This window comes from Microvirga sp. RSM25 (genome assembly GCF_044784385.1).
Taxonomy (GTDB): domain Bacteria; phylum Pseudomonadota; class Alphaproteobacteria; order Rhizobiales; family Beijerinckiaceae; genus Microvirga; species Microvirga tunisiensis.
This window is the reverse complement of the sequence record NZ_CP173040.1, coordinates 449,664-466,982: the sequence shown is the minus strand read 5'-3', so window position 1 is coordinate 466,982 and position 17,319 is coordinate 449,664. Positions and strand designations below refer to the sequence as shown.

Sequence of the window (17,319 nt, the reverse complement as noted above, 5' to 3'; positions counted from 1 at the left end):
TGAACTTCGTCAAGACGTTCGTGATCCACGGGAGAAGAACCAAACTATGAAGACAAGCTTTTCGCCGACGACAGCAAAGCGCGCACGAATGACAACGCCCTGACAGAGTTAGCCGTGCGGAGCTCACTGTCAGGGCGCTTTTGTGATGCCGGTTGCAACACCACGCCCCCACGATGCGCCAAGAATGGCCGAAGTGCAACCGGACGCTGTGCACAAGTACGAAACGCCCTGGCGAGAGGCTGAGCACCAGCCTTCCCACCAGACTGCGTGCGATGTATTCCGGTATCGCATAATCGATGTAGATGGGCGCACGATGAGCCGATGTGTGACTCCGCACACTATCAGGTGCGAACGAGATCAGTCGACCGCATCGCAGCCGGACTGCTAGTCGCTCCGGCTGCAATCGACGCCGATGTCGCGCAGGAAGTGAGGACCTACCTCTCGTCGCAGGGCCTCTACAAACTCGAACGTCAAGACTGGCAGCTTATGCTCGTTCGCTGGCTTGCGATTTGAGCCTCTCAACGTTGCGTCTTATCGGCCTTGAGTTAGGCAATGTGGTAGGGCTGGAGCTGGACAAAAGCGAGCGTCGGGTGCGAGCACCTGAGGTTCGAATGAGCGATTTAGGTTAGCCTCCTGGCTCTCGCAGAAATTGACGACAGTATCGTGAAACGGGCCGATCGGATGAGACCGAAGCATCACACAGGTGCATGAGCATTCCGCGATGTGGGTCAATTCCACTGGCGGACATCAATGGTCTGGAGGAAGCATAGTTCCGGGCCCAGGGAGGCTGGAGCGGGGTTAAGAGACTGTTAGGTCCGTGCTCGCCATGGTCCCGACACCTTGCCTCGGCAGATGGCACCCAAGAGCAACAACGGAGTTTCACAATGTCAGAAACCAAACCAGTCAAGAAGCCAAATCCGGCTCTGATGAAGCCGCTGCAGCCTTCGACCGAACTAGTGTTCTGTCACTGACGGGTGATTCCGAAATCCAGTGCAACATGCGATCCTGCCAGGATGGGTAAGATCGAACGCATTGAGGTTCCGACGGCTGATCGGGATCGCCTGGAGAACCTGGTCCGGGATCGCAATACGCCCCAGAAGGTTGTCTGGCGGGCTCGGATTGTTCTGCTGACGGGCGAGGGCTTGCGCGCCACCGAGGTGGCCGCCCGCGTTGGCACGAGCACTCTGACCGTCCGGCGCTGGCGCCGTCGCTATGCGCAGGCTGGCGTGGAGGGGCTTCTCAAGGACGCCTCTCGCCCACCGGGGCGCAAGCCTCTTTCGACCGCTGTGATCCATCGGGTTGTCGACATGACCCTGCATGAGAAACCACCGCGAGCGACCCACTGGAGCGTGCGCTCGATGGCGGCTGCCGTGGGCCTGTCCCACACCAGCGTGCAGCGGATCTGGCACGCCCACGGCCTCAAGCCGCACTTGGTCAAGACGTTCAAGCTCTCCACTGACAAACGTTTCGTCGAGAAGGTTCAGGACGTGGTCGGCTTGTATCTCGATCCGCCGGACAGGGCCCTGGTTCTCTCGGTTGATGAGAAGTCTCAGATCCAGGCGCTTGACCGCACCCAGCCGGGCTTGCCGCTCAAGAAGGGGCGCGCCGGCACGATGACCCATGACTATAAACGGCATGGCACCACGACCTTGTTTGCCGCTCTCGATGTGGCGACCGGAACGGTCCTGGGCACCTGCATGAAGCGGCATCGCCATCAGGAGTTTCTCCGCTTCCTGCGCGTCATCCATCGCAACACCGACAAGCGCCTCGACCTGCACCTGATTGTCGATAATTACGCGACGCACAAGCACCCAAAGGTGAAAGCTTGGTTGGCGAAGCACCCTCGCTTCCACCTGCACTTCACGCCGACATCGGCCTCGTGGCTCAACCAGGTCGAGCGGTTCTTCGCCCTGATCACCCAAGAGAGCATCCGCCGCAACGCTTTCACCAGCGTTCCTGACTTGGAGGCCACGATCATGGAATACCTGGAGTACCACAATGCTGATCCGAAGCCCTTCGTCTGGACGGCTTCTGCCGCCACTATCCTCGAAAAGGTCTTTCGTGCGAAACAAGCGTTAGAGTCACAACACTAGCGGCAGTGGTTGGATCTTCCCCGCTGCCCCGCACTGAAGTTGTGAGCAAGGTGTGGGACTACATCAAAGCCAACAATCTGCAGAACCCCGAGAACAAGCGAGAGATCCTGGCGGATGACAAGCTCAAAGCGGTCTTCGGGGGCAAGAGCAAGGTGAGCATGTTCGAGATGAACAAGCACTTCGCCCAGCACCTATCCTGAGATTGGTCAGGGAACGACAGGCCTGCCCGCCAGACCTCGGGCGCGGTGGGCGTGCGCTCAGCCATTCCGCCGCACCGCTGCGCAAGGCTTAGATCGATTCCTTGAGTTCCTTGGCCGGCCGGGAGGCGATCTTCTTCGAGGCCTTGATCTTGATCGGCTGACCGGTCTGCGGATTGCGACCCATGCGGGCGGCGCGCTGGCGCACCTGCAAGATGCCGAGGCCGGTCAGGCGGATCTTGCCGCCCTTCTTCAGGCTCTTGGCGATGAGCCAATCACCTGCGTGAGGATATCGTTTGCCTGACGCCTCGGGAGCTCGTGCGTGTCGGTGACGGTGCGCAAGGTGAGAATGCCGTTCGCCGCAGCGGCAGCCTTCGCCGTTGTCTTGCCGGCTGCGGCCTTAGCGAGGGTCTTTGCCGCCGCCGTCTTGGCCCGAGCCTTGGCTGCCTTGGTCGCTGCGACCTTGCGGAACAGCGCTTTCTTCGTTGCCGCTTTTGCCACTGGAAACTCGTCGTCAGCCGCCACGAGCGTTTCGGACAGTAGCATCGGCATCGGGTTCCGGTGCGGATTTCAACTCCACAGATCACCGGTTCCACAGCATTCGTGGGCGAATACGGCCGCAGGGCGATCGCTTGCTTAGCATCAGCGACAGTTAATGGTGACGCCCGAGCGACGTGGACGCGGCCCTCAGCCCCGTTTCTCCGACCGCGCATCAGCCCGGCCCGTCAGCCGCATCATTAACCTCATCGGCAGCTCGGGATTACTGTGACCGAGGCACGTTCGGGATCCAACGGATCGCGGACACGATGTTTCAGGAGTTTGACCTCCAGGAAGCTCCCATCGCGCTTGCGATCTTCAGATGACCTCGTCCTCATAGGCGAATTGAACGTTCCTGCCCATCCCCGGGACAAGGGCCACTTCGCCGAGATCGGTTGTAAAGGTCGAGCGGAGATCCTGGGCAAGCCAAGCTGAGCGCAGAAGCTACCGGCACTGCGTGTAGCAGGTGATAGAGATCCAGGGATGGGTCATAGCCATGACGAAAACCAAGAAGCTCCCGGAGGGATCCCTCTCAAAGGCTCCCCATAAGCTCTCATACTTCCGATCAGAACCCTCTGAACGGATCATGTGTGCTCACTGCCTTGCTCTCCTCCAGGGAAGGAGGAATGGGCAGCAAAATATCTTCCTCCAGATCGCGCCGGCCATGGCTCATGAGCACTCCGATAAATGATTTATGACACCAGCATGCATCGTGAGCATGCCTGCCTCGGGTTTAGCATCCCTGCTCATTTGTGCGTCGCACAGGTATGGATGGTGCGCAGCATACGCAGGGCCAACACCCCTGCCCTCACGCCAGCGAACGGACAGGAGGTCCAGATGTTCGTGTCCCAGATCCTTGCTCAGATCCGTGCCTACGTCCGCTATCATGCGACCGTCAACGAGTTGTCCAGGCTCTCCGATCGGGAACTCGACGACCTCGGTATCAGACGTTTCCAGATCGACAGCATCGCTCGACGCAGATAACGGTCTCACCTCTTGCCGCTCGGAAACGCGCTTCGACACCTGCTCGACGGCGTGCGGCACAGACGAACGCCTCCTCCTCTCGTCCCGAGGAGAACACTGATGCGACGGTTCTGATAGTCGTCTTCTCGCAAGCCATTGTGCAACTCGTCTTTCAAGTATTCCGCCGCTCGAGCCGAAGACGACATCGTCGCAGTGGCGGGTTGCTGATCAAGATGGTTTTACGTTCGACGTCCTGATCCAGCTTCGCCGCGACCGAAACCCGCCATTGATCGCGGAGCCAAGGGAGACTTCATGCCGGGTGTCGAACATCGCCAGCACCAGCGTGTGAATAATCGCGCGGCGGGTTCTCGTCGGCCGACCCGCTGACGCGAGCGAATCATGAAGCGAACCCAATCAGTGGGGCAGGCCCCGCACTGCCTCCCGGTACACGATCCGGTGGCAAATCTCGTCCGCTGTCTTGCCGACGACGCCGATCATGTCCGAGCCCGAGTTCAGACCTTCATGGCTTGGGCAGAGGGGACTGGTATCGTGGCTCGCGCCCGAACCACCGATCGGGTGGGCCTCTGCACGGAGTTGGTTAACGCGACGATGCGGAGACAACCACGTTCCGACCTTGAGCCTTGGCTCCGTACAGGGCGGTGTCTGCATGGCGCAGCAGGTCTTTGACGGTTGACGTTGTACCGGTCGCGCAACGAAAGATGACGGTCACACGCACACGCTGGCCGAGAACAATCGTCGCAACGGATTCAAACGAATGCCGGATTTGCTCGGCCAGTCTCCCAGCGTCTTCTCCGGAGAGAGGGACGATCGCGCTGCACTCCTCTCCCCCAAGCGGCCGTAGACACTACCTGGAAGGTGGTCGGACAAGATCCCGCCGAAGATTTCTAACACATAATCACCCACCTTATGACCATAGGTAACGTTGATCTGCTTGAAGTCATCAAAATCGAAGAGCCAACAACTGGTGGGCGCCTTCCGCTGCTGTGAAATCAGCGCTGCGGCATCTTCGTGAAAGGCTCTGCGTTTGGGATCTTTGTCAGCGGCTCGATCAAAGCTGCCCGCTTGTGTTGATACTCTAGTTGTTCTTTCGTCATGGACAGAAAGACAAACGCTATCGTCGGCATAAATGTCGCAATTCCGATTGCTATCGCACCGGACCATGGTGGGACAGGGCCGGCGATCCAAAATGACTGCGCGAGTGAGAATCCAAGCAGTCCTCGCAGGATGTTAAAGCCAACTAGTCCAATCAGGAGAATGGTGGCAGTGACGTGCGATGCCAGCCGATGGCGTGCATGCCACCAGAGTTCCCAGGCCGACATCAGCGCGCAACCAGCGCCGATTGCGGATGTAAGGACCAATCTCATGGTTGGGCTGTTAGCAATGAAAGGGAATGCCACCCACCACAGGACCACGCCGACCAAGAGCAGGGGCAGATTTATCGGTCGCGCATTGAACGCCTGGCAGCCTCTGTAGAGGACACTATAGGCGGCGATCAAGCGACTGTTCGCAATAAGCAGGATGGCGAGGGTCGGAGCCCCCTGCGCAACTACCATGAGGCCCATGCCCACGAGGATGAGAAGGAATGCAAGTCCCTACTAGGCAAGGGCTTTGACCTGTCGATTGAGCGCCCAGGCGAAGAAAAGCAGTGCTGTGAGAATTGCCCTGTTCAGAACGAACACAGCACCAAGAGTCGGGAAGTCGAGCTGCATTGATCGTCCGAAGCAGTTGACCGAGTGTCAAAGGAGTAACGCGGCATTGAATCAAACTCCGCTGTGCACAAAGAAAGGGACCACTGGGGTTCAGTGGCCCCAGGCGCGGAGCGGAATAGCTCTGGTCTAGGGATCACCCAGACGCTCCCCGACCATCAAACAGGGTCGTTGTACGACCGGCTAGGCTTGCACAAGATCTTGTTGAACAGGAAATCGATTACATGACGGTTATGGCGCGATGGGTCCTGCTGACGTTTGGGTAAGAACAGACCGCTGTGTCCAGAGAACGAAAACCCAGGGAGTAAAACACTCACCAAGGGTGAGGCGCTACTCAGCAGCGCGGTGAGATCCGCAGATGTCCAATGCGAGCCGCGCGCTCATTCAACCTATGATCGCAGCGGCGCTAGCGTCCGACCTGTCACCTACCTCACCGGGCGGCTCATAGTTGGTGATGAGGGAGTCTGCGTCAGGATGGAAGGTCGGCCATGACCTTCAGCAGAACAATACCCTCAAGCGCGACGCTCACCGAACGCGATGCTTCGAGGAGTAGGCGCTCGCCTGCTTCCATTTGGTGACATCAGCATGTGCACGGCTGGGAGAAGTATCGAAATCGACAAGGCGGCAACAACAATCAGGAAAAGAATGAACTCCACTGGAGGACTCACTATTGAAAACGCGCGGAGAGACATCCGCATAGTCAGTACCGTGAATGAGTATAGTTACCAAAGAATTAGCCGCGCTGACCCAAGCAACACCACCAGCCAAAGAAAACGGCTGGGAGTATGCAGCCTGAGTTTGCATGCCCAATTTAACGGGTGGCCCAACGGCTGAGTGGATCGACAGGGGCATGGCAGGTCCGCTGCGGGAGATTGCCAACCCATTCATGCGGGCGGCGCTGAAGGTCCATGCATGATGACCTCCCCCGCAGTGCAACTCGCTACTTGCGCCAAATGGGAGGTGGAGCAGCGCCGTCGCTTTTACCCGCGCTGGGTCGAGAACCGGCGGATAACCCAGGCCTTTGCCGACGAACAGACAGCGATAATAGATCGGATTGCCCGGGGTTATCGGGCGAAGACTCTGGCCGAGGCTGCGAAGTGTGATCTCGGCGGAGGAGACGCATCATCCGCCAACTGAAGAGACCGAGTCCCGCGCGAGATCTGGTTCGATCGAGGCTCGGCGGTGTGGGACGATCGTCGACCGTATCCGGCGAAACGATCATGCCCACCATGGACGGATGATCACAGCCGCGAAGCACACGACAGTCAGCACGATCAAACCAAATGCCGCCCGAACCAATCCCATTCGCGACAAAGGCGGATCCACCTGCTCATACGGTAGGGTTCACCTGCGCCACCGGTTGACTGCCAGCTGCCGTAAGGCCCGCAGCGCCGCCTTCGAGACATGGGCGGCCATCACCATCCTGCCATGATCGCTTCGCTCAGGCGATTCGCAGAACCTTCACCACACTACTTGTAAGGGGCACTGTTCGCACTATTGCCGCCATTGTCAGGATCGGCATGGCATCTGGAACCGATGTTGTAGAGCTGCAACCGAATACCGAGATTGATCAGCAAGCCCGCCTCGTCAAGTCGCCTGCCAAGTCCGCTAACAGACTTTCAACATCCAGCAGTAGACCCTCGCCATCAGCAGGAAGCCGCACTTGGAAGCCTCCCTAAGGGTCACATTTAACGTGACCCTTAGGGAGGCTGACTGCAGCGCCTTGGCCGCTGATCCGGCCATTGGGCACCCGTAATGCCTCGCCTGAAGCGCTGCGGTCATCAAACCGTCATAAAAGCTTCACTGTTGTTGGTGCGATAGGGCTGCTACCGAAGTTCCCTCGATATTGTGAAGGGTGCCCCATGGCGAAGAAGTCCAAAATCATTGGTGATGAGTTAGTTCTGACCGCGAAGGCTATCCGACGCGGTGAGAAGCTGGAGCGGACGCTCACAAAACTCGCTGTGGTTCAGGAGACGGGGTCTGCTGCTGAGGTCTTCTTGAAGACCGTCCAAAAGGGCTTGGAACGGCTCCGGAACGATGAGAGTTCAACGCATAGCGCTGGCAAGCACGGGAAGAAAAAGGCGGCGGACGGTGCAGAGAGCCAGGGCATACCCCAATCCGAAGATCTCCCGGCTTTGAAATCGTCTCGCCGGCCTAAGAAGTCCGTGAACGCTACGCCACCGGGCGAGGCTCAAGCGGACTGATCGATTAGTGCGGCCCATGTCGCGAGGATATCCTCAGTTCCGACCGTTCAAGCCATAAGTCAAAAAATTCTCACTCGCTGCCTGTTACCTTTCTAAAGGTGTTGGCAAAGCCCAGTCATGGCACCTTGGCGTTGTGAGGCAGGCCGTTCACGGTCCAGAGCCACGGCCCATCACCGAAGCCGCCTGTCTTGTGTGGATAAACGAGCCAGAAGGAATGGGGCCGAGGCCTCCCGCGAAACTCCTGTCTCTGCGCTACTCGCAGGGTCTCCACTTCAGGGGCATGGTCACTCCGCATCAAGAACGGAGAGAGCATGCCTTGAAGTTGGGGAAGAGGCGAGTTTGGTCAAAAAAGAAGCGCCACCGTCTCAAGGGAGCGCTTCAAGGTCCGGCCCGTAGGGGCAGAAAGAGCCGGTTACGCCTTTGTAGGCGATCTTGCATCTGCCGTCTGTCGGGAACGCAACAGTTCTGGGGCGAAACTTACCCTCAGTCCTTGACCAGGTGCTGATGAGTCGGTGGTGAACTGGCTTTCAGCGATCAGGTGAACCGCGCCCCATAGTGGCTTCCGCTGGTCCAGACCAGGCGGACCATAGCGATAGCGCCCTCGTTCGGGATCTTCAGTTCGAACTCGAGAGGAACATCGGCGGGGGCGGGGATCACAAGCCGTACCCCGGTTTCAGACAGATCCCAGACGGTGCATGCAGTTGGGTCGCCGGTCATCTCGCTCTCAAACCATCCCTCCAAGCAGGTGGGGGACCGCTCACTTGATCGACGTTCGGGCAGTAGAGGGCTCATTCAGGAGATCCAGTCCTGTGGGATGGGTCTCATAGGAAGCAAAGCTGGCGTGGAGCTTGCTCAAAATCGCTGCCTCGGAGATCGCGGTGGTGTCGCGGGGGAGAAACTCTTGTCGACGTTACAAGATACCCTTCCGCATTTATTCAGCTTGGGCTTTGTGGGTCTTAGCTTCCGTAGGATCGCTTTGATATGTTCTTTCACCCAAGTCTCATCAACACCCAGTTCGTCGGCAATTCTGGCGCTCTGCTTTCCCGCGAGTAGGGAGAGAAGAACCTGTGCTTCTGGCGGCAATAATGTAGGCGCTGTGTTGGTTGGCCTGTCATGGGAGGAGGCATCGCCCATACGCGGCTCAGACCTCTGATGTCGATTTCGATCGGCCGCGCATGACCGTTCCGCATCATCGGGGATCCCGATCACTGCCTTTATCTTCGCCATTGCCCACCGCAATCCTGTCAAGCCAGGATAAATACCCGGACGCAGGCGTTGTCTCCTAGAGACGTTCCAAACGCTATAGCGATCCAGAATAAAAGACGGCTCGTATGCACTGACCTCACATGCTTCCGAGGTAGTGCATGACGGTCAGCTGATAGATGAGAGGCAGCACTGATTTCATACAGGAGATCCCTAGTTGCTGTGAGTTCTTCGGCTGCTCTCAAGGGTTCCAATGTCGGGTAGCGAACACTTTGATACGTATTAAACATCTGGTTACTGTGACTTTACTAACACAAAGACACGATTCTGTTAAAAATAAAATTGCGTAAACGATTACATTTGCGACAGAGTATTTCCTGCCCGGCTCCATAATGGTAATGGCGCTGCGCGGTCTGCACCTATCCGCAGCACCGTACACTCTGACGAGTGTCGTTCCTCCCACAACTTGGGCTGCCGGCAACGGCAGTCCCCTTTTGAGCTGCCTTAGCCGTTCTTATGCACGAGAGGGCTGGAGAAGGCTGGCGGATGTAGCTTAAGCGCTTGAAGCAGCGTAGGATTTGGTTGCTGAAGCCGATCCTGCAACCCCTTCAAGGCTGCCACACCCGCCATGACGGACGATACAACCCCGACGTTCTCGTTTCCAGCCGTATCCCGCAAGAAGATCACCGCCGCCTTTGACGGTGGGCGCCTGTCGTCGGACGGCGGCGTCATGCTCCTGGCCCAGGCCGAGCACCAGCTCGGGATCGCCGAGCGGCTGGCGCGCCTCATCCCCGATCGGCGCGATCCGAGCCGCGTGACACACGCGATCACCGACATGATCCGCGCCCGCATCTTCGCCATCGCGTGCGGCTATGAGGATTGCAACGACTTCGGCCCGCTGCGCTCGGATCCGGCGTTCAAGCTCGCCTGCGGCCACTTGCCGGAGACCGGGGCCGATCTGGCCTCGCAGCCGACCCTCTCGCGCCTGGAGAACGCCCCGAGCCTGCGCGATGCGATCCGGCTGACCTATGCTCTGGTGGATCAATGGATGGACAGCTATCCCACTCCGCCCGACGGGGCGGTGCTGGACGTCGATGACACCTGTGACGTGGTGCACGGACATCAGCAGCTGTCACTGTTCAACGCCCATTATGACGAGCGCTGCTTTCTGCCGATCCACGTCTACGACAGCGCCACCGGCCGCCCCGTCGCCATCGTGCTGCGGCCGGGCAAGACGCCGTCTGGCATCGAGGTGCGGGCGCATCTACGCCGGTTGGTGCGGCGCATCCGCACCCGTTGGCCGACGACACGCATCACCATCCGGGGTGACAGTCACTATGCCCGTCCCGAGGCCATGGAGTTCTGCGAGCAGAACGGCCTCAGCTACCTCTTTGGGCTGGCCGGCACGAGGCCGCTCACCGCCAAAGTCCAGGATGTGGCGGATGCGGTGCGCACCCACAGGGCACTGGAGGATCGCGAGGTCGTTCGCGGCTTTGCCGAGACGATGCACCGGGCCAAAAGCTGGTCGTGCGAGCGACGGGTGGTGGCCCGCATTGAGGCGACCCGCCTCGGGCTCGACATCCGCTTTGTGGTCACCAACCTGATCAGAACCAGCCCGCGAGTCATCTACGAGAGCCTGTACTGTGCCCGGGGTCAGGCCGAGAACTGGATCAAGTTCCACAAGGCGCAACTCGCGTCTGATCGGACCTCGTGCCGGCGCGCGGTGGCCAATCAGGTTCGCCTCGTGCTGCACACGGCCGCCTATTGGCTGATGCTGGCAGTGCGGGAGGCCATCCCAGCCACTCGCGATCTCGCCCGGGCGGAGTTCGCAACGCTGCGGCTGCGCCTGCTCAAGATCGCCGTGCGGGTGCAGGAAAGCACCAGCCGCATCCGACTGGCCTTTGCCTCGTGCTGTCCGGAAGCGGATCTCGTCCGCCGTCTTGCGAGCGCTCTGGCACCCCAGCCCCGGGCGGCCTCGCCATAAGCGACGGGGCCGCCATCGCCCCGCTCACCTCATTTCGTCTCTGCAACGCGTTCCCCACGTTCCAAACCTCGCCGCGGTGAAACAGACGCAACGGATTGGCGCGCCCGGGCCATCTATCAGGTCACTGCAACAAACTCAGTGAATACGATCGGTTAGAGTGCGTTGACTAAGCGTAACAGCGTAATCCCGGCACTTTTGGCCGAGGCTGCCTCCCAGCCGAGAGCACAAATGGGCATCTGCATGCCGTCCAAATAAGGCCTGAAACTCAACAAAAACCTTATCGTGGAGCTCTCGTGATATGCGGTGCTACTTTCACTTATCGAGCAGGCACGAGAGCATCTCGGATGACACTGGGATTGAGGTTGCTGGTCTTGTGGAAATGCAGCGTCAAGTGGTGCAGGCCATCGAGGAGTTTCGCCAGGAGGCAGGGCTTGATGAGGAAGATTGGCGCGACTGGCAGCTCAACGTTGTGGACGAGGCCGGAAACCTTCTCATGGCAATCCAGCTCGACATGCTGACCGCCGAGGCCAATCTACACGACAGTGGATCGGGGCTGTTCATTGCGAAGATGCTACGATGAACGGGAGTGATCGCCGTCGGTATTGCCGACGAGAGTCGGCTCTTCGTGCAACGGCTACCAGCTGCGACCGGGCCACCACCTTTCAGTGCCGCGTGCAGAATATAACTGCCGGCGGAGCGAAGCTGACGTTTGCGACCGCTGTCGATCTGCCGCATGAATTTGAGCTAGAGATCCCGCAATTGGCTCTGAATGTTGAAGCCCGCGTGGTATGGCGCGAAGGCGAGGAGTGCGGCGTCACTTTTATTTGGCCGCAGCAGGCTGGATATCGCTGAGCTGCGAAATCCACGGTCGATCCACTATTTCTCAGACCAGGTGCTGACGGGCTCGCCGGTGAGCTCGATGGCGGTTAGCGCCCAACTGGCTAGGCTGGTAGGGCTCATTATAATCTCAGACATTACCCAGCGAAGATAATGGGAAGGCGCATGTCCAAGCTCGATATCGTTGATCGGCTCAAGGCAGCGTCAGAGCACGAGGGCGATCTCCCTCTCGACGAGGGACAGGCCCTCCTCATCGAGGCTGCCGAGACTATCGAGTTCCTTCGGTCTCTTCTAGAGCCTGTGGAGGAAGTTGGGCTTGAGGACTTGCCGCCCAAGGGCAATGCGTAGGCGGTAAGAGGATCGGCTCCTTCGATCTGAAGGTGTTATCAGGCATCCTTGTGTAGAGCTCATGGACGTTGATCATCATCTTGGTCTGCCGGCCGCCGCACTTCGAGCCGGGCAATCTTGCTACCCGCGAATGATGCCCGCATTGAGGAAGAGGTAGGTGACTATGACAGCACCAACGATAATGAGAACGGCAGTGATAGCCAGTATGGGCCAGCTAATTCGGGTTTCCCGAGCCAAGCGCTCTTCCACCTCGTGTCGTTTCTGATCCAGTGCCACATCCGTCTTTTTGTGTCCGTAGATCATTGCTGCCCCATTAGAAATGGCACATCACCGGCAAGGTCTGCCAAGTGCACTCTTGTTTCCAATTTTAAGACCGCCTCGGACGCGGCCGATGCGGCTCAAGAACGCCGGTGAGTAATCACGACCGGTTTATGACGAGCGATGCTGATCTCTTCAGGTGGCTGAGGTGACGAAGATGTCGTGACGGAGATCATCGGCGTACAGAATGCCACGCCAGCGATCACGACAGCTAGAAAGACGTACGGATACCAAACGGGAAAAGGGCGATCATGCCCGCTGTAGTCGCTCATCATGAGCCCCTGTGCAGTTCGTAGTGCTGCGCTCCAGTCCCTCGTCATGAGCGAATACGCGGCGCAGCTTGTAGGCTGACATTTAAGACAAAAGTTGCAAACCACCAATTCAAAGCCGGGTCAGGGTTAAGAGGCGGTTTTCAGCTACTGCACTCCGAGAGCAGGCCATGCCGAGCGTATGGCCCGAAAGGGGAAGAGCCCGTTAGGGGGCGTACGACAGCCACGGCACGCATGCGATGTGGCCGATGAGCAGCCTGAGGGTTAAGACAGCAGCAAACATAAGGCCTCCCAGAATGATGTTGGTCAGGCACTCGTGACAGCCGAGCCCGGCACTGGCTTGTGCCCATCTTTGGAACGCCTTGTCCTGCTCAGTCTTGCCCACCTTATTCGCCTCAGACCGAGCCGGGCCGGAAACGGACCATACTCCAGCCGGTTCCGCCTCGATCCCAGGCAATCTCGCGCGAGTAGGATACGGCACTTGCCTTGGGAACTGACCGGCGACACTGCGCAATCTGACGGTTGAGAATGACGATCGCCGTGCGAGCCAGGTCTCTGAAACGCTCTTGGATGGCTCCGCGGGCATCATCCCAGGGGCCTGGAAATTCTGCCTCGTAGAAGGCTCGCGCCACGTGCTCGACTTGCTCTTGGGTCATGCAAGTCTCCTATCGTCATGAGGTAGACTATCCTATTTAGGAATACTCCTCCTTAGCTCCGACGAGGTACTCCATTCGGGGGTGGCGAGTAGATCATGCCGACGGTTTGGCATGAAGAGGTGAAGCGAGGGTTGCGGAGATTAGGTCTTCTTCTTTGTCATAGAGGACGTCGTCTCAGTTTTGCGTTGGTTCGTGGCCGTCGCCTCGGCGCGGGAAAGCGGAAAGTAAGCAGAGAGTGGGGGAGCAGTCTCGAGCACGATCAGGCTGTGCTTTCTGCGGATGAACCTCGCCACCATTCCAAGTTCAACGTCTGCCATTCTTGCGTCCTTTCCTGTGAGACGGCCTCGGGCATCTCGGAGCATGACCTGCGGCTGAACCACGGCAAGGCCCGGTCATGGAGGCGAATCGCCAGCGGCCGCGGTTATAGAGCCCTATCAAGGACTCGCACAATGCCACACGAGATCATCTCCATCCCTCCCTGGATCTGATCGGAACCGGCTATGGCCTGGTCTCCCGCCGCGCCGCCAGGACGTTGCGGATCGAAAAACTGGAGTGGATCCGCGCGATGCCGGGAAGCGTCGACAGAACCTCCTTGTGAATCCGCTCGAATTCGCCAGCGTTGCCCACTTCCACACGCAGCAGGTAATCTGAGCCGCCGGTCATCAGATAGCACTCCCGAATCTCAGGATGCTTGCGGACTGCCGCTTCAAAGCGGTCCAGGTAATCCTCGGTCTGCCGCTCAAGGGTGATGTTGATGATCACGGCGATCGTCGCCTCGCCATGCGACGTGTCGACCAAGGCCGTGTAGCCGCGGATCACGCCGGTCTGTTCCATGATCTTGATGCGCCGGAGACAGGCTGATGGCGAAAGGCCAACCTCACCGGCCAGCTTGGCGTTGCTCATCCGGGCATCGAGCCGCAGGAGCCGCAGGATGTTGCGGTCGATCGTGTCTAGACCCGTCATGATCGAAAATTCCAAAACTTAGAAGAACATGCGGCATTGACGTCGCATTTTGCCACGATGAACCGCAAATAGGCGGACAATTTCGTTCATTATTGCATACAGTGCCGCTCCAGCAAGAGGGCGACAATGGTCAGCACGATGGTAGGTCCCGACACGAGCACGGGCGCCGAGGTCCAGGGCGCCACGGGCTGTTTGACGATTGATCTTTCAGCCCTCGGGCGCAATTACACCAGGCTTGCGTCGATTGTTGCGCCGGCCCGCGTGGCTGCCGTCGTCAAGGCCAACGCCTACGGATTGGGCGTCGAGCGGGTCGCAACCATCCTGGACCGCAAAGGCTGCCGGCACTTCTTCGTCGCCCACCTCAGTGAGGCCCTGGAGCTGCGGCCCATGGTCTCCGGCGACGCGCAGGTCTTTGTGCTCAACGGGCTGCAGCCCGGCTGTGAGATCGCATGCACTGAGGGCGGCATCATCCCGGTTCTCAACTCGATGGAGCAGTGGCGGCGATGGTCGACGGCGGCCTGCTCCCTGAACCGGATCCTGACGGCTGTGCTGCAGTTCGATACGGGGATGTCGCGCCTCGGCGTTCCACCGGACGAACGCCCTGCCCTGGCGCAAGCCCTCAGGACGGACCGGAATGTCGAGATCCTGTTCATCATGAGCCACCTAGCCTCGGCGGACGAGCCGGACAGCGACCAGAACGGCGAGCAGCTTGCCGAGATGAGACGCATTGCCGCCGAGTTCGCCGGCCTCGACCTGTCCTTCGCCAATTCGGGCGGCGTGTTTCTCGGCGATGGCTATCATGGCGCCTTGGCCCGTCCCGGCATTGCGCTCTACGGCGGCGCGCCGACGGCTGGGGTACTGAGCCCGATGGAGCCGGTCGTCAGCCTCGATGTCGCTGTCGTGCAGGTCCGCACCGTGCCGGCAGGCACAAAGGTCGGCTATGGCGGTGTTCATGTCACACAGCGAGACGCGCGTCTTGCGACGATTGCCGCGGGTTACGCCGACGGCCTTCCCCGCAGCCTGAGCGATCGCGGCGCTGTCTACTATGAGGGCGTGCGCCTGCCGATCGTCGGCCGCGTGTCAATGGACAGCATCACCGTCGATGTGTCCGCCCTGCCGGAAGGCACCCTGACGCTGGGCAGCCTTGTCGAGGTGTTGGGCTCAAACCAGACCCTGGAGGACCTGGCGCGTGACGCCGGCACCATTTCCTACGAAATCCTGACCGGTCTCGGCGACCGATATCAGCGTCGGTATCGCTGACCCTTTCTTTCCCGTGAGGACCTCATGAAAGTCATCGTTCTCGGCGCCGGCATCATCGGCGTGACGACTGCCTATCAGCTGGCCAAGGCCGGACACGAGGTGACGGTCGTCGACCGCCAGCCGGGCCCGGCGCTGGAAACAAGCTTCGCCAATGCCGGCGAAGTCTCCTTCGGCTATTGCTCGCCCTGGGCCGCGCCCGGCATTCCGATGAAGGCGCTGAAGTGGCTGTTCATGCAGCATGCGCCGCTGATCCTGCGCCCCAAGATCGATGCCGCCATGCTGTCCTGGCTGGTGAAGATGCTCTCCAACTGCACCTCCAGGCGCTATGCCATCAACAAGAGCCGCATGCTGCGGCTTGCCGACTACAGCCGCCTCTCGCTCGCGACGCTGCGCGCGGAAACCGGCATCGCCTATGACGAGCGCATGCAGGGCACCCTGCAATTGTTTCGCACGCAGGCGCAACTCGACGCCTCGGCCAAGGACGTCAAGGCGCTTGCCGCCGACGGCATTCCATACGAGGTGCTCGACCGCGACGGCTGCATTCGCGTGGAGCCGGCCCTGAACCATGTGCGGGAGAAAATCGTTGGCGGCCTTCTGACGCCGAAGGACGAGACCGGCGACTGCTTCAAGTTCACCTGTGCGCTGGCAACGAAGGCGGAAGAGCTGGGTGTGCGCTTCTGCTGGAGCACCGAGATCAAGGGGCTGGGGGTCGAAGGCGGCCGCGTGCGCGGCGTCGTCACACGCCGCGACAATCTCTCCGCCGATGCCGTGGTCGTCGCGCTCGGCAGCTATTCGCCGCTGCTCCTCAAACGTTACGGCGTCAGGCTGCCGGTCTATCCGGTCAAGGGCTATTCGCTGACGCTTCCGATCACCGATACCGCACGCGCGCCGGAATCGACCGTGATGGACGAGACCTACAAGATCGCCATCACCCGGCTCGGCGACCGCATCCGCGTCGGCGGCATGGCGGAGATTTCCGGCTATACCAACGATCTCGGCCAGGCGCGCCGCCGCACGCTGGAACATTCCGTCATGGATCTCTTCCCCGGCGGTGATGTCCGCGAAGCATCGTTCTGGTCCGGTCTCAGGCCGATGACGCCAGATGGTACGCCGGTGATCGGCCCGACGACGATCGCCGGCCTGTTCCTCAACACCGGCCATGGCACGCTCGGTTGGACCATGAGCTCCGGCTCGGCCCGCGTGATCGCCGATCTTGTTTCGGGCAGCAAGCCGGAGATCGATGCGACCGACCTGGCGATGGCCCGTTACGCCTGATCCCACCTCACCCAAGCCCCATTCCTGGAGGATTGTCCATGATCGCTGAAGTTTCCACAACTGACGCCCCCGGCGCGGTCGGCCCTTATTCGCAGGCCATCAAGGCCGGCAACCTGTTGTTCGTGTCCGGACAACTGCCGATCGATCCCGCCACCGGCGAGTTCAACTCGGCCAACGCTGTGGAGCAGGCCGAGCAATGCCTGAAGAACCTCGCGGCGATCGCCAGGGCCGCCGGCACCGCGCTGTCCAAAACCGTCAAGACGACGGTGCTCCTGACCGACCTTGCCGATTTTGCTGATGTCAATCGCGTCTATGCGGGCTTCTTCACGGCTCCCTATCCCGCCCGTGCCTGCTATGAGGTGAAGGCCTTGCCGAAGGGAGCAAAAGTCGAAATCGAGGCTGTCATCACGTTCGACTGATCGATCGAGTGCCATTGACGGCAAACCAAACGCTGGAGCGGTCGGTCTTGCGCCGCTCCGGCACTG

At 59.8% G+C, this 17,319-nt stretch carries 17 protein-coding genes and 3 pseudogenes; 12 read left to right on the top strand and 8 right to left on the bottom strand.

Going from position 1 to position 17,319, the window contains the following annotated elements:
• Positions 1–1,013: 1,013 nt before the first annotated feature.
• Complete coding sequence (locus ACD578_RS28220; RefSeq protein WP_404294242.1) at positions 1,014–2,093, top strand: IS630 family transposase; 1,080 nt, start codon at positions 1,014–1,016, stop codon at positions 2,091–2,093.
• Positions 2,090–2,293 (top strand): annotated as a pseudogene (locus ACD578_RS28215) (SWIB/MDM2 domain-containing protein); the annotation flags it as partial. The gene ACD578_RS28220 and the pseudogene ACD578_RS28215, both read left to right, overlap by 4 nt.
• 88 nt (positions 2,294–2,381) lie before the next feature.
• Here the strand turns inward: ACD578_RS28215 and ACD578_RS28210 are convergent.
• Positions 2,382–2,641 (bottom strand): annotated as a pseudogene (locus tag ACD578_RS28210) (HU family DNA-binding protein).
• A 1,023-nt stretch (positions 2,642–3,664) separates the two neighbouring features.
• On the opposite strand from ACD578_RS28210, the gene ACD578_RS28205 reads away from it, so the two are divergent.
• Positions 3,665–3,811 (top strand): DUF1127 domain-containing protein, encoded by a 147-nt coding sequence (locus ACD578_RS28205; protein WP_152717028.1) that lies wholly within the window; start codon positions 3,665–3,667, stop codon positions 3,809–3,811.
• A gap of 577 nt (positions 3,812–4,388) precedes the next feature.
• On the opposite strand, the pseudogene ACD578_RS28200 reads toward ACD578_RS28205, so the two are convergent.
• The 3 genes and pseudogenes from ACD578_RS28200 to ACD578_RS28190 form a co-directional block, all read right to left on the bottom strand.
• Positions 4,389–4,631 (bottom strand): annotated as a pseudogene (locus tag ACD578_RS28200) (diguanylate cyclase domain-containing protein); the annotation flags it as partial.
• Complete coding sequence (locus ACD578_RS28195; RefSeq protein ID WP_404295502.1) at positions 4,517–4,801, bottom strand: GGDEF domain-containing protein; 285 nt, start codon at positions 4,799–4,801, stop codon at positions 4,517–4,519. The gene ACD578_RS28195 and the pseudogene ACD578_RS28200, both read right to left, overlap by 115 nt.
• On the bottom strand, positions 4,801–5,364 hold the full coding sequence (locus ACD578_RS28190) for a hypothetical protein (protein ID WP_404295641.1): 564 nt from the start codon (positions 5,362–5,364) through the stop codon (positions 4,801–4,803). Before ACD578_RS28190 ends, ACD578_RS28195 begins: the two co-directional genes overlap by 1 nt.
• 1,065 nt (positions 5,365–6,429) lie before the next feature.
• Between ACD578_RS28190 and ACD578_RS28185 the strand changes: the two genes are divergently transcribed.
• Positions 6,430–6,654, top strand: coding sequence for a hypothetical protein (locus ACD578_RS28185; protein ID WP_404295427.1), 225 nt, complete (start codon positions 6,430–6,432; stop codon positions 6,652–6,654).
• A 725-nt stretch (positions 6,655–7,379) separates the two neighbouring features.
• Positions 7,380–7,721 (top strand): hypothetical protein, encoded by a 342-nt coding sequence (locus tag ACD578_RS28180; RefSeq protein WP_404295424.1) that lies wholly within the window; start codon positions 7,380–7,382, stop codon positions 7,719–7,721.
• 534 nt (positions 7,722–8,255) lie between these two features.
• Here the strand turns inward: ACD578_RS28180 and ACD578_RS28175 are convergent.
• Together ACD578_RS28175 and ACD578_RS28170 are read right to left on the bottom strand one after the other, a co-directional pair.
• Positions 8,256–8,513, bottom strand: a complete 258-nt coding sequence (locus ACD578_RS28175; RefSeq protein WP_404295421.1) for a PilZ domain-containing protein — start codon at positions 8,511–8,513, stop codon at positions 8,256–8,258.
• Between the two features lie 60 nt (positions 8,514–8,573).
• Positions 8,574–8,855: a LuxR C-terminal-related transcriptional regulator gene (locus ACD578_RS28170; RefSeq protein WP_404295499.1), complete on the bottom strand. Its 282-nt coding sequence runs from the start codon at positions 8,853–8,855 to the stop codon at positions 8,574–8,576.
• A gap of 697 nt (positions 8,856–9,552) precedes the next feature.
• Here ACD578_RS28170 and ACD578_RS28165 point away from each other — a divergent pair.
• From ACD578_RS28165 to ACD578_RS28150, 4 genes are all read left to right on the top strand, one after another.
• Positions 9,553–10,908: an IS1380 family transposase gene (locus tag ACD578_RS28165; RefSeq protein WP_404294322.1), complete on the top strand. Its 1,356-nt coding sequence runs from the start codon at positions 9,553–9,555 to the stop codon at positions 10,906–10,908.
• 298 nt (positions 10,909–11,206) lie between these two features.
• Positions 11,207–11,488 carry a DUF6894 family protein gene (locus ACD578_RS28160; protein ID WP_404295418.1) on the top strand — a complete coding sequence of 94 codons (282 nt, stop codon included), beginning with the start codon at positions 11,207–11,209 and terminating at the stop codon, positions 11,486–11,488.
• Positions 11,485–11,760 carry a PilZ domain-containing protein gene (locus ACD578_RS28155; RefSeq protein WP_404295416.1) on the top strand — a complete coding sequence of 92 codons (276 nt, stop codon included), beginning with the start codon at positions 11,485–11,487 and terminating at the stop codon, positions 11,758–11,760. Before ACD578_RS28160 ends, ACD578_RS28155 begins: the two co-directional genes overlap by 4 nt.
• Before the next feature lie 150 nt (positions 11,761–11,910).
• Positions 11,911–12,093, top strand: a complete 183-nt coding sequence (locus tag ACD578_RS28150) for a hypothetical protein (protein WP_404295413.1) — start codon at positions 11,911–11,913, stop codon at positions 12,091–12,093.
• A 982-nt stretch (positions 12,094–13,075) separates the two neighbouring features.
• Here ACD578_RS28150 and ACD578_RS28145 read toward each other — a convergent pair.
• Together ACD578_RS28145 and ACD578_RS28140 are read right to left on the bottom strand one after the other, a co-directional pair.
• Entirely contained in the window at positions 13,076–13,336 is a 261-nt protein-coding gene (locus tag ACD578_RS28145; RefSeq protein ID WP_404295410.1) for a hypothetical protein, read from the bottom strand.
• A gap of 498 nt (positions 13,337–13,834) precedes the next feature.
• Complete coding sequence (locus tag ACD578_RS28140) at positions 13,835–14,299, bottom strand: Lrp/AsnC family transcriptional regulator (protein ID WP_404295407.1); 465 nt, start codon at positions 14,297–14,299, stop codon at positions 13,835–13,837.
• 126 nt (positions 14,300–14,425) lie between these two features.
• Between ACD578_RS28140 and alr the strand changes: the two genes are divergently transcribed.
• From alr to ACD578_RS28125, 3 genes are read left to right on the top strand one after another with little or no spacing between them, the layout of a single operon-like run.
• The gene (alr, locus tag ACD578_RS28135; RefSeq protein WP_404295405.1) at positions 14,426–15,559 is read left to right on the top strand and encodes an alanine racemase; all 1,134 of its coding nucleotides are present in this window, start codon (positions 14,426–14,428) and stop codon (positions 15,557–15,559) included.
• Positions 15,560–15,583: 24 nt separating this feature from the next.
• Positions 15,584–16,834, top strand: a complete 1,251-nt coding sequence (locus ACD578_RS28130; protein ID WP_404295403.1) for a D-amino acid dehydrogenase — start codon at positions 15,584–15,586, stop codon at positions 16,832–16,834.
• A 38-nt stretch (positions 16,835–16,872) separates the two neighbouring features.
• Positions 16,873–17,253 (top strand): RidA family protein, encoded by a 381-nt coding sequence (locus ACD578_RS28125; protein ID WP_404295400.1) that lies wholly within the window; start codon positions 16,873–16,875, stop codon positions 17,251–17,253.
• The last annotated feature ends 66 nt before the right edge of the window (positions 17,254–17,319 follow it).

Excerpts from the sequence above, each read along its gene's own strand:
- ACD578_RS28185 (WP_404295427.1), top strand. The coding sequence starts at position 6,430 with ATGATGACCTCCCCCGCAGTGCAACTCGCTACTTGCGCCAAATGGGAG.
- ACD578_RS28220 (WP_404294242.1), top strand. The coding sequence starts at position 1,014 with ATGGGTAAGATCGAACGCATTGAGGTTCCGACGGCTGATCGGGATCGC.
- ACD578_RS28140 (WP_404295407.1), bottom strand. The coding sequence starts at position 14,299 with ATGACGGGTCTAGACACGATCGACCGCAACATCCTGCGGCTCCTGCGG.
- ACD578_RS28190 (WP_404295641.1), bottom strand. The coding sequence starts at position 5,364 with ATGGTAGTTGCGCAGGGGGCTCCGACCCTCGCCATCCTGCTTATTGCG.
- ACD578_RS28170 (WP_404295499.1), bottom strand. The coding sequence starts at position 8,855 with ATGGGCGATGCCTCCTCCCATGACAGGCCAACCAACACAGCGCCTACA.
- ACD578_RS28160 (WP_404295418.1), top strand. The coding sequence starts at position 11,207 with ATGCGGTGCTACTTTCACTTATCGAGCAGGCACGAGAGCATCTCGGAT.
- ACD578_RS28130 (WP_404295403.1), top strand. The coding sequence starts at position 15,584 with ATGAAAGTCATCGTTCTCGGCGCCGGCATCATCGGCGTGACGACTGCC.
- ACD578_RS28155 (WP_404295416.1), top strand. The coding sequence starts at position 11,485 with ATGAACGGGAGTGATCGCCGTCGGTATTGCCGACGAGAGTCGGCTCTT.
- ACD578_RS28150 (WP_404295413.1), top strand. The coding sequence starts at position 11,911 with ATGTCCAAGCTCGATATCGTTGATCGGCTCAAGGCAGCGTCAGAGCAC.
- ACD578_RS28180 (WP_404295424.1), top strand. The coding sequence starts at position 7,380 with ATGGCGAAGAAGTCCAAAATCATTGGTGATGAGTTAGTTCTGACCGCG.
- ACD578_RS28125 (WP_404295400.1), top strand. The coding sequence starts at position 16,873 with ATGATCGCTGAAGTTTCCACAACTGACGCCCCCGGCGCGGTCGGCCCT.
- ACD578_RS28145 (WP_404295410.1), bottom strand. The coding sequence starts at position 13,336 with ATGACCCAAGAGCAAGTCGAGCACGTGGCGCGAGCCTTCTACGAGGCA.
- alr (WP_404295405.1), top strand. The coding sequence starts at position 14,426 with ATGGTCAGCACGATGGTAGGTCCCGACACGAGCACGGGCGCCGAGGTC.
- ACD578_RS28205 (WP_152717028.1), top strand. The coding sequence starts at position 3,665 with ATGTTCGTGTCCCAGATCCTTGCTCAGATCCGTGCCTACGTCCGCTAT.
- ACD578_RS28175 (WP_404295421.1), bottom strand. The coding sequence starts at position 8,513 with ATGAGCCCTCTACTGCCCGAACGTCGATCAAGTGAGCGGTCCCCCACC.
- ACD578_RS28165 (WP_404294322.1), top strand. The coding sequence starts at position 9,553 with ATGACGGACGATACAACCCCGACGTTCTCGTTTCCAGCCGTATCCCGC.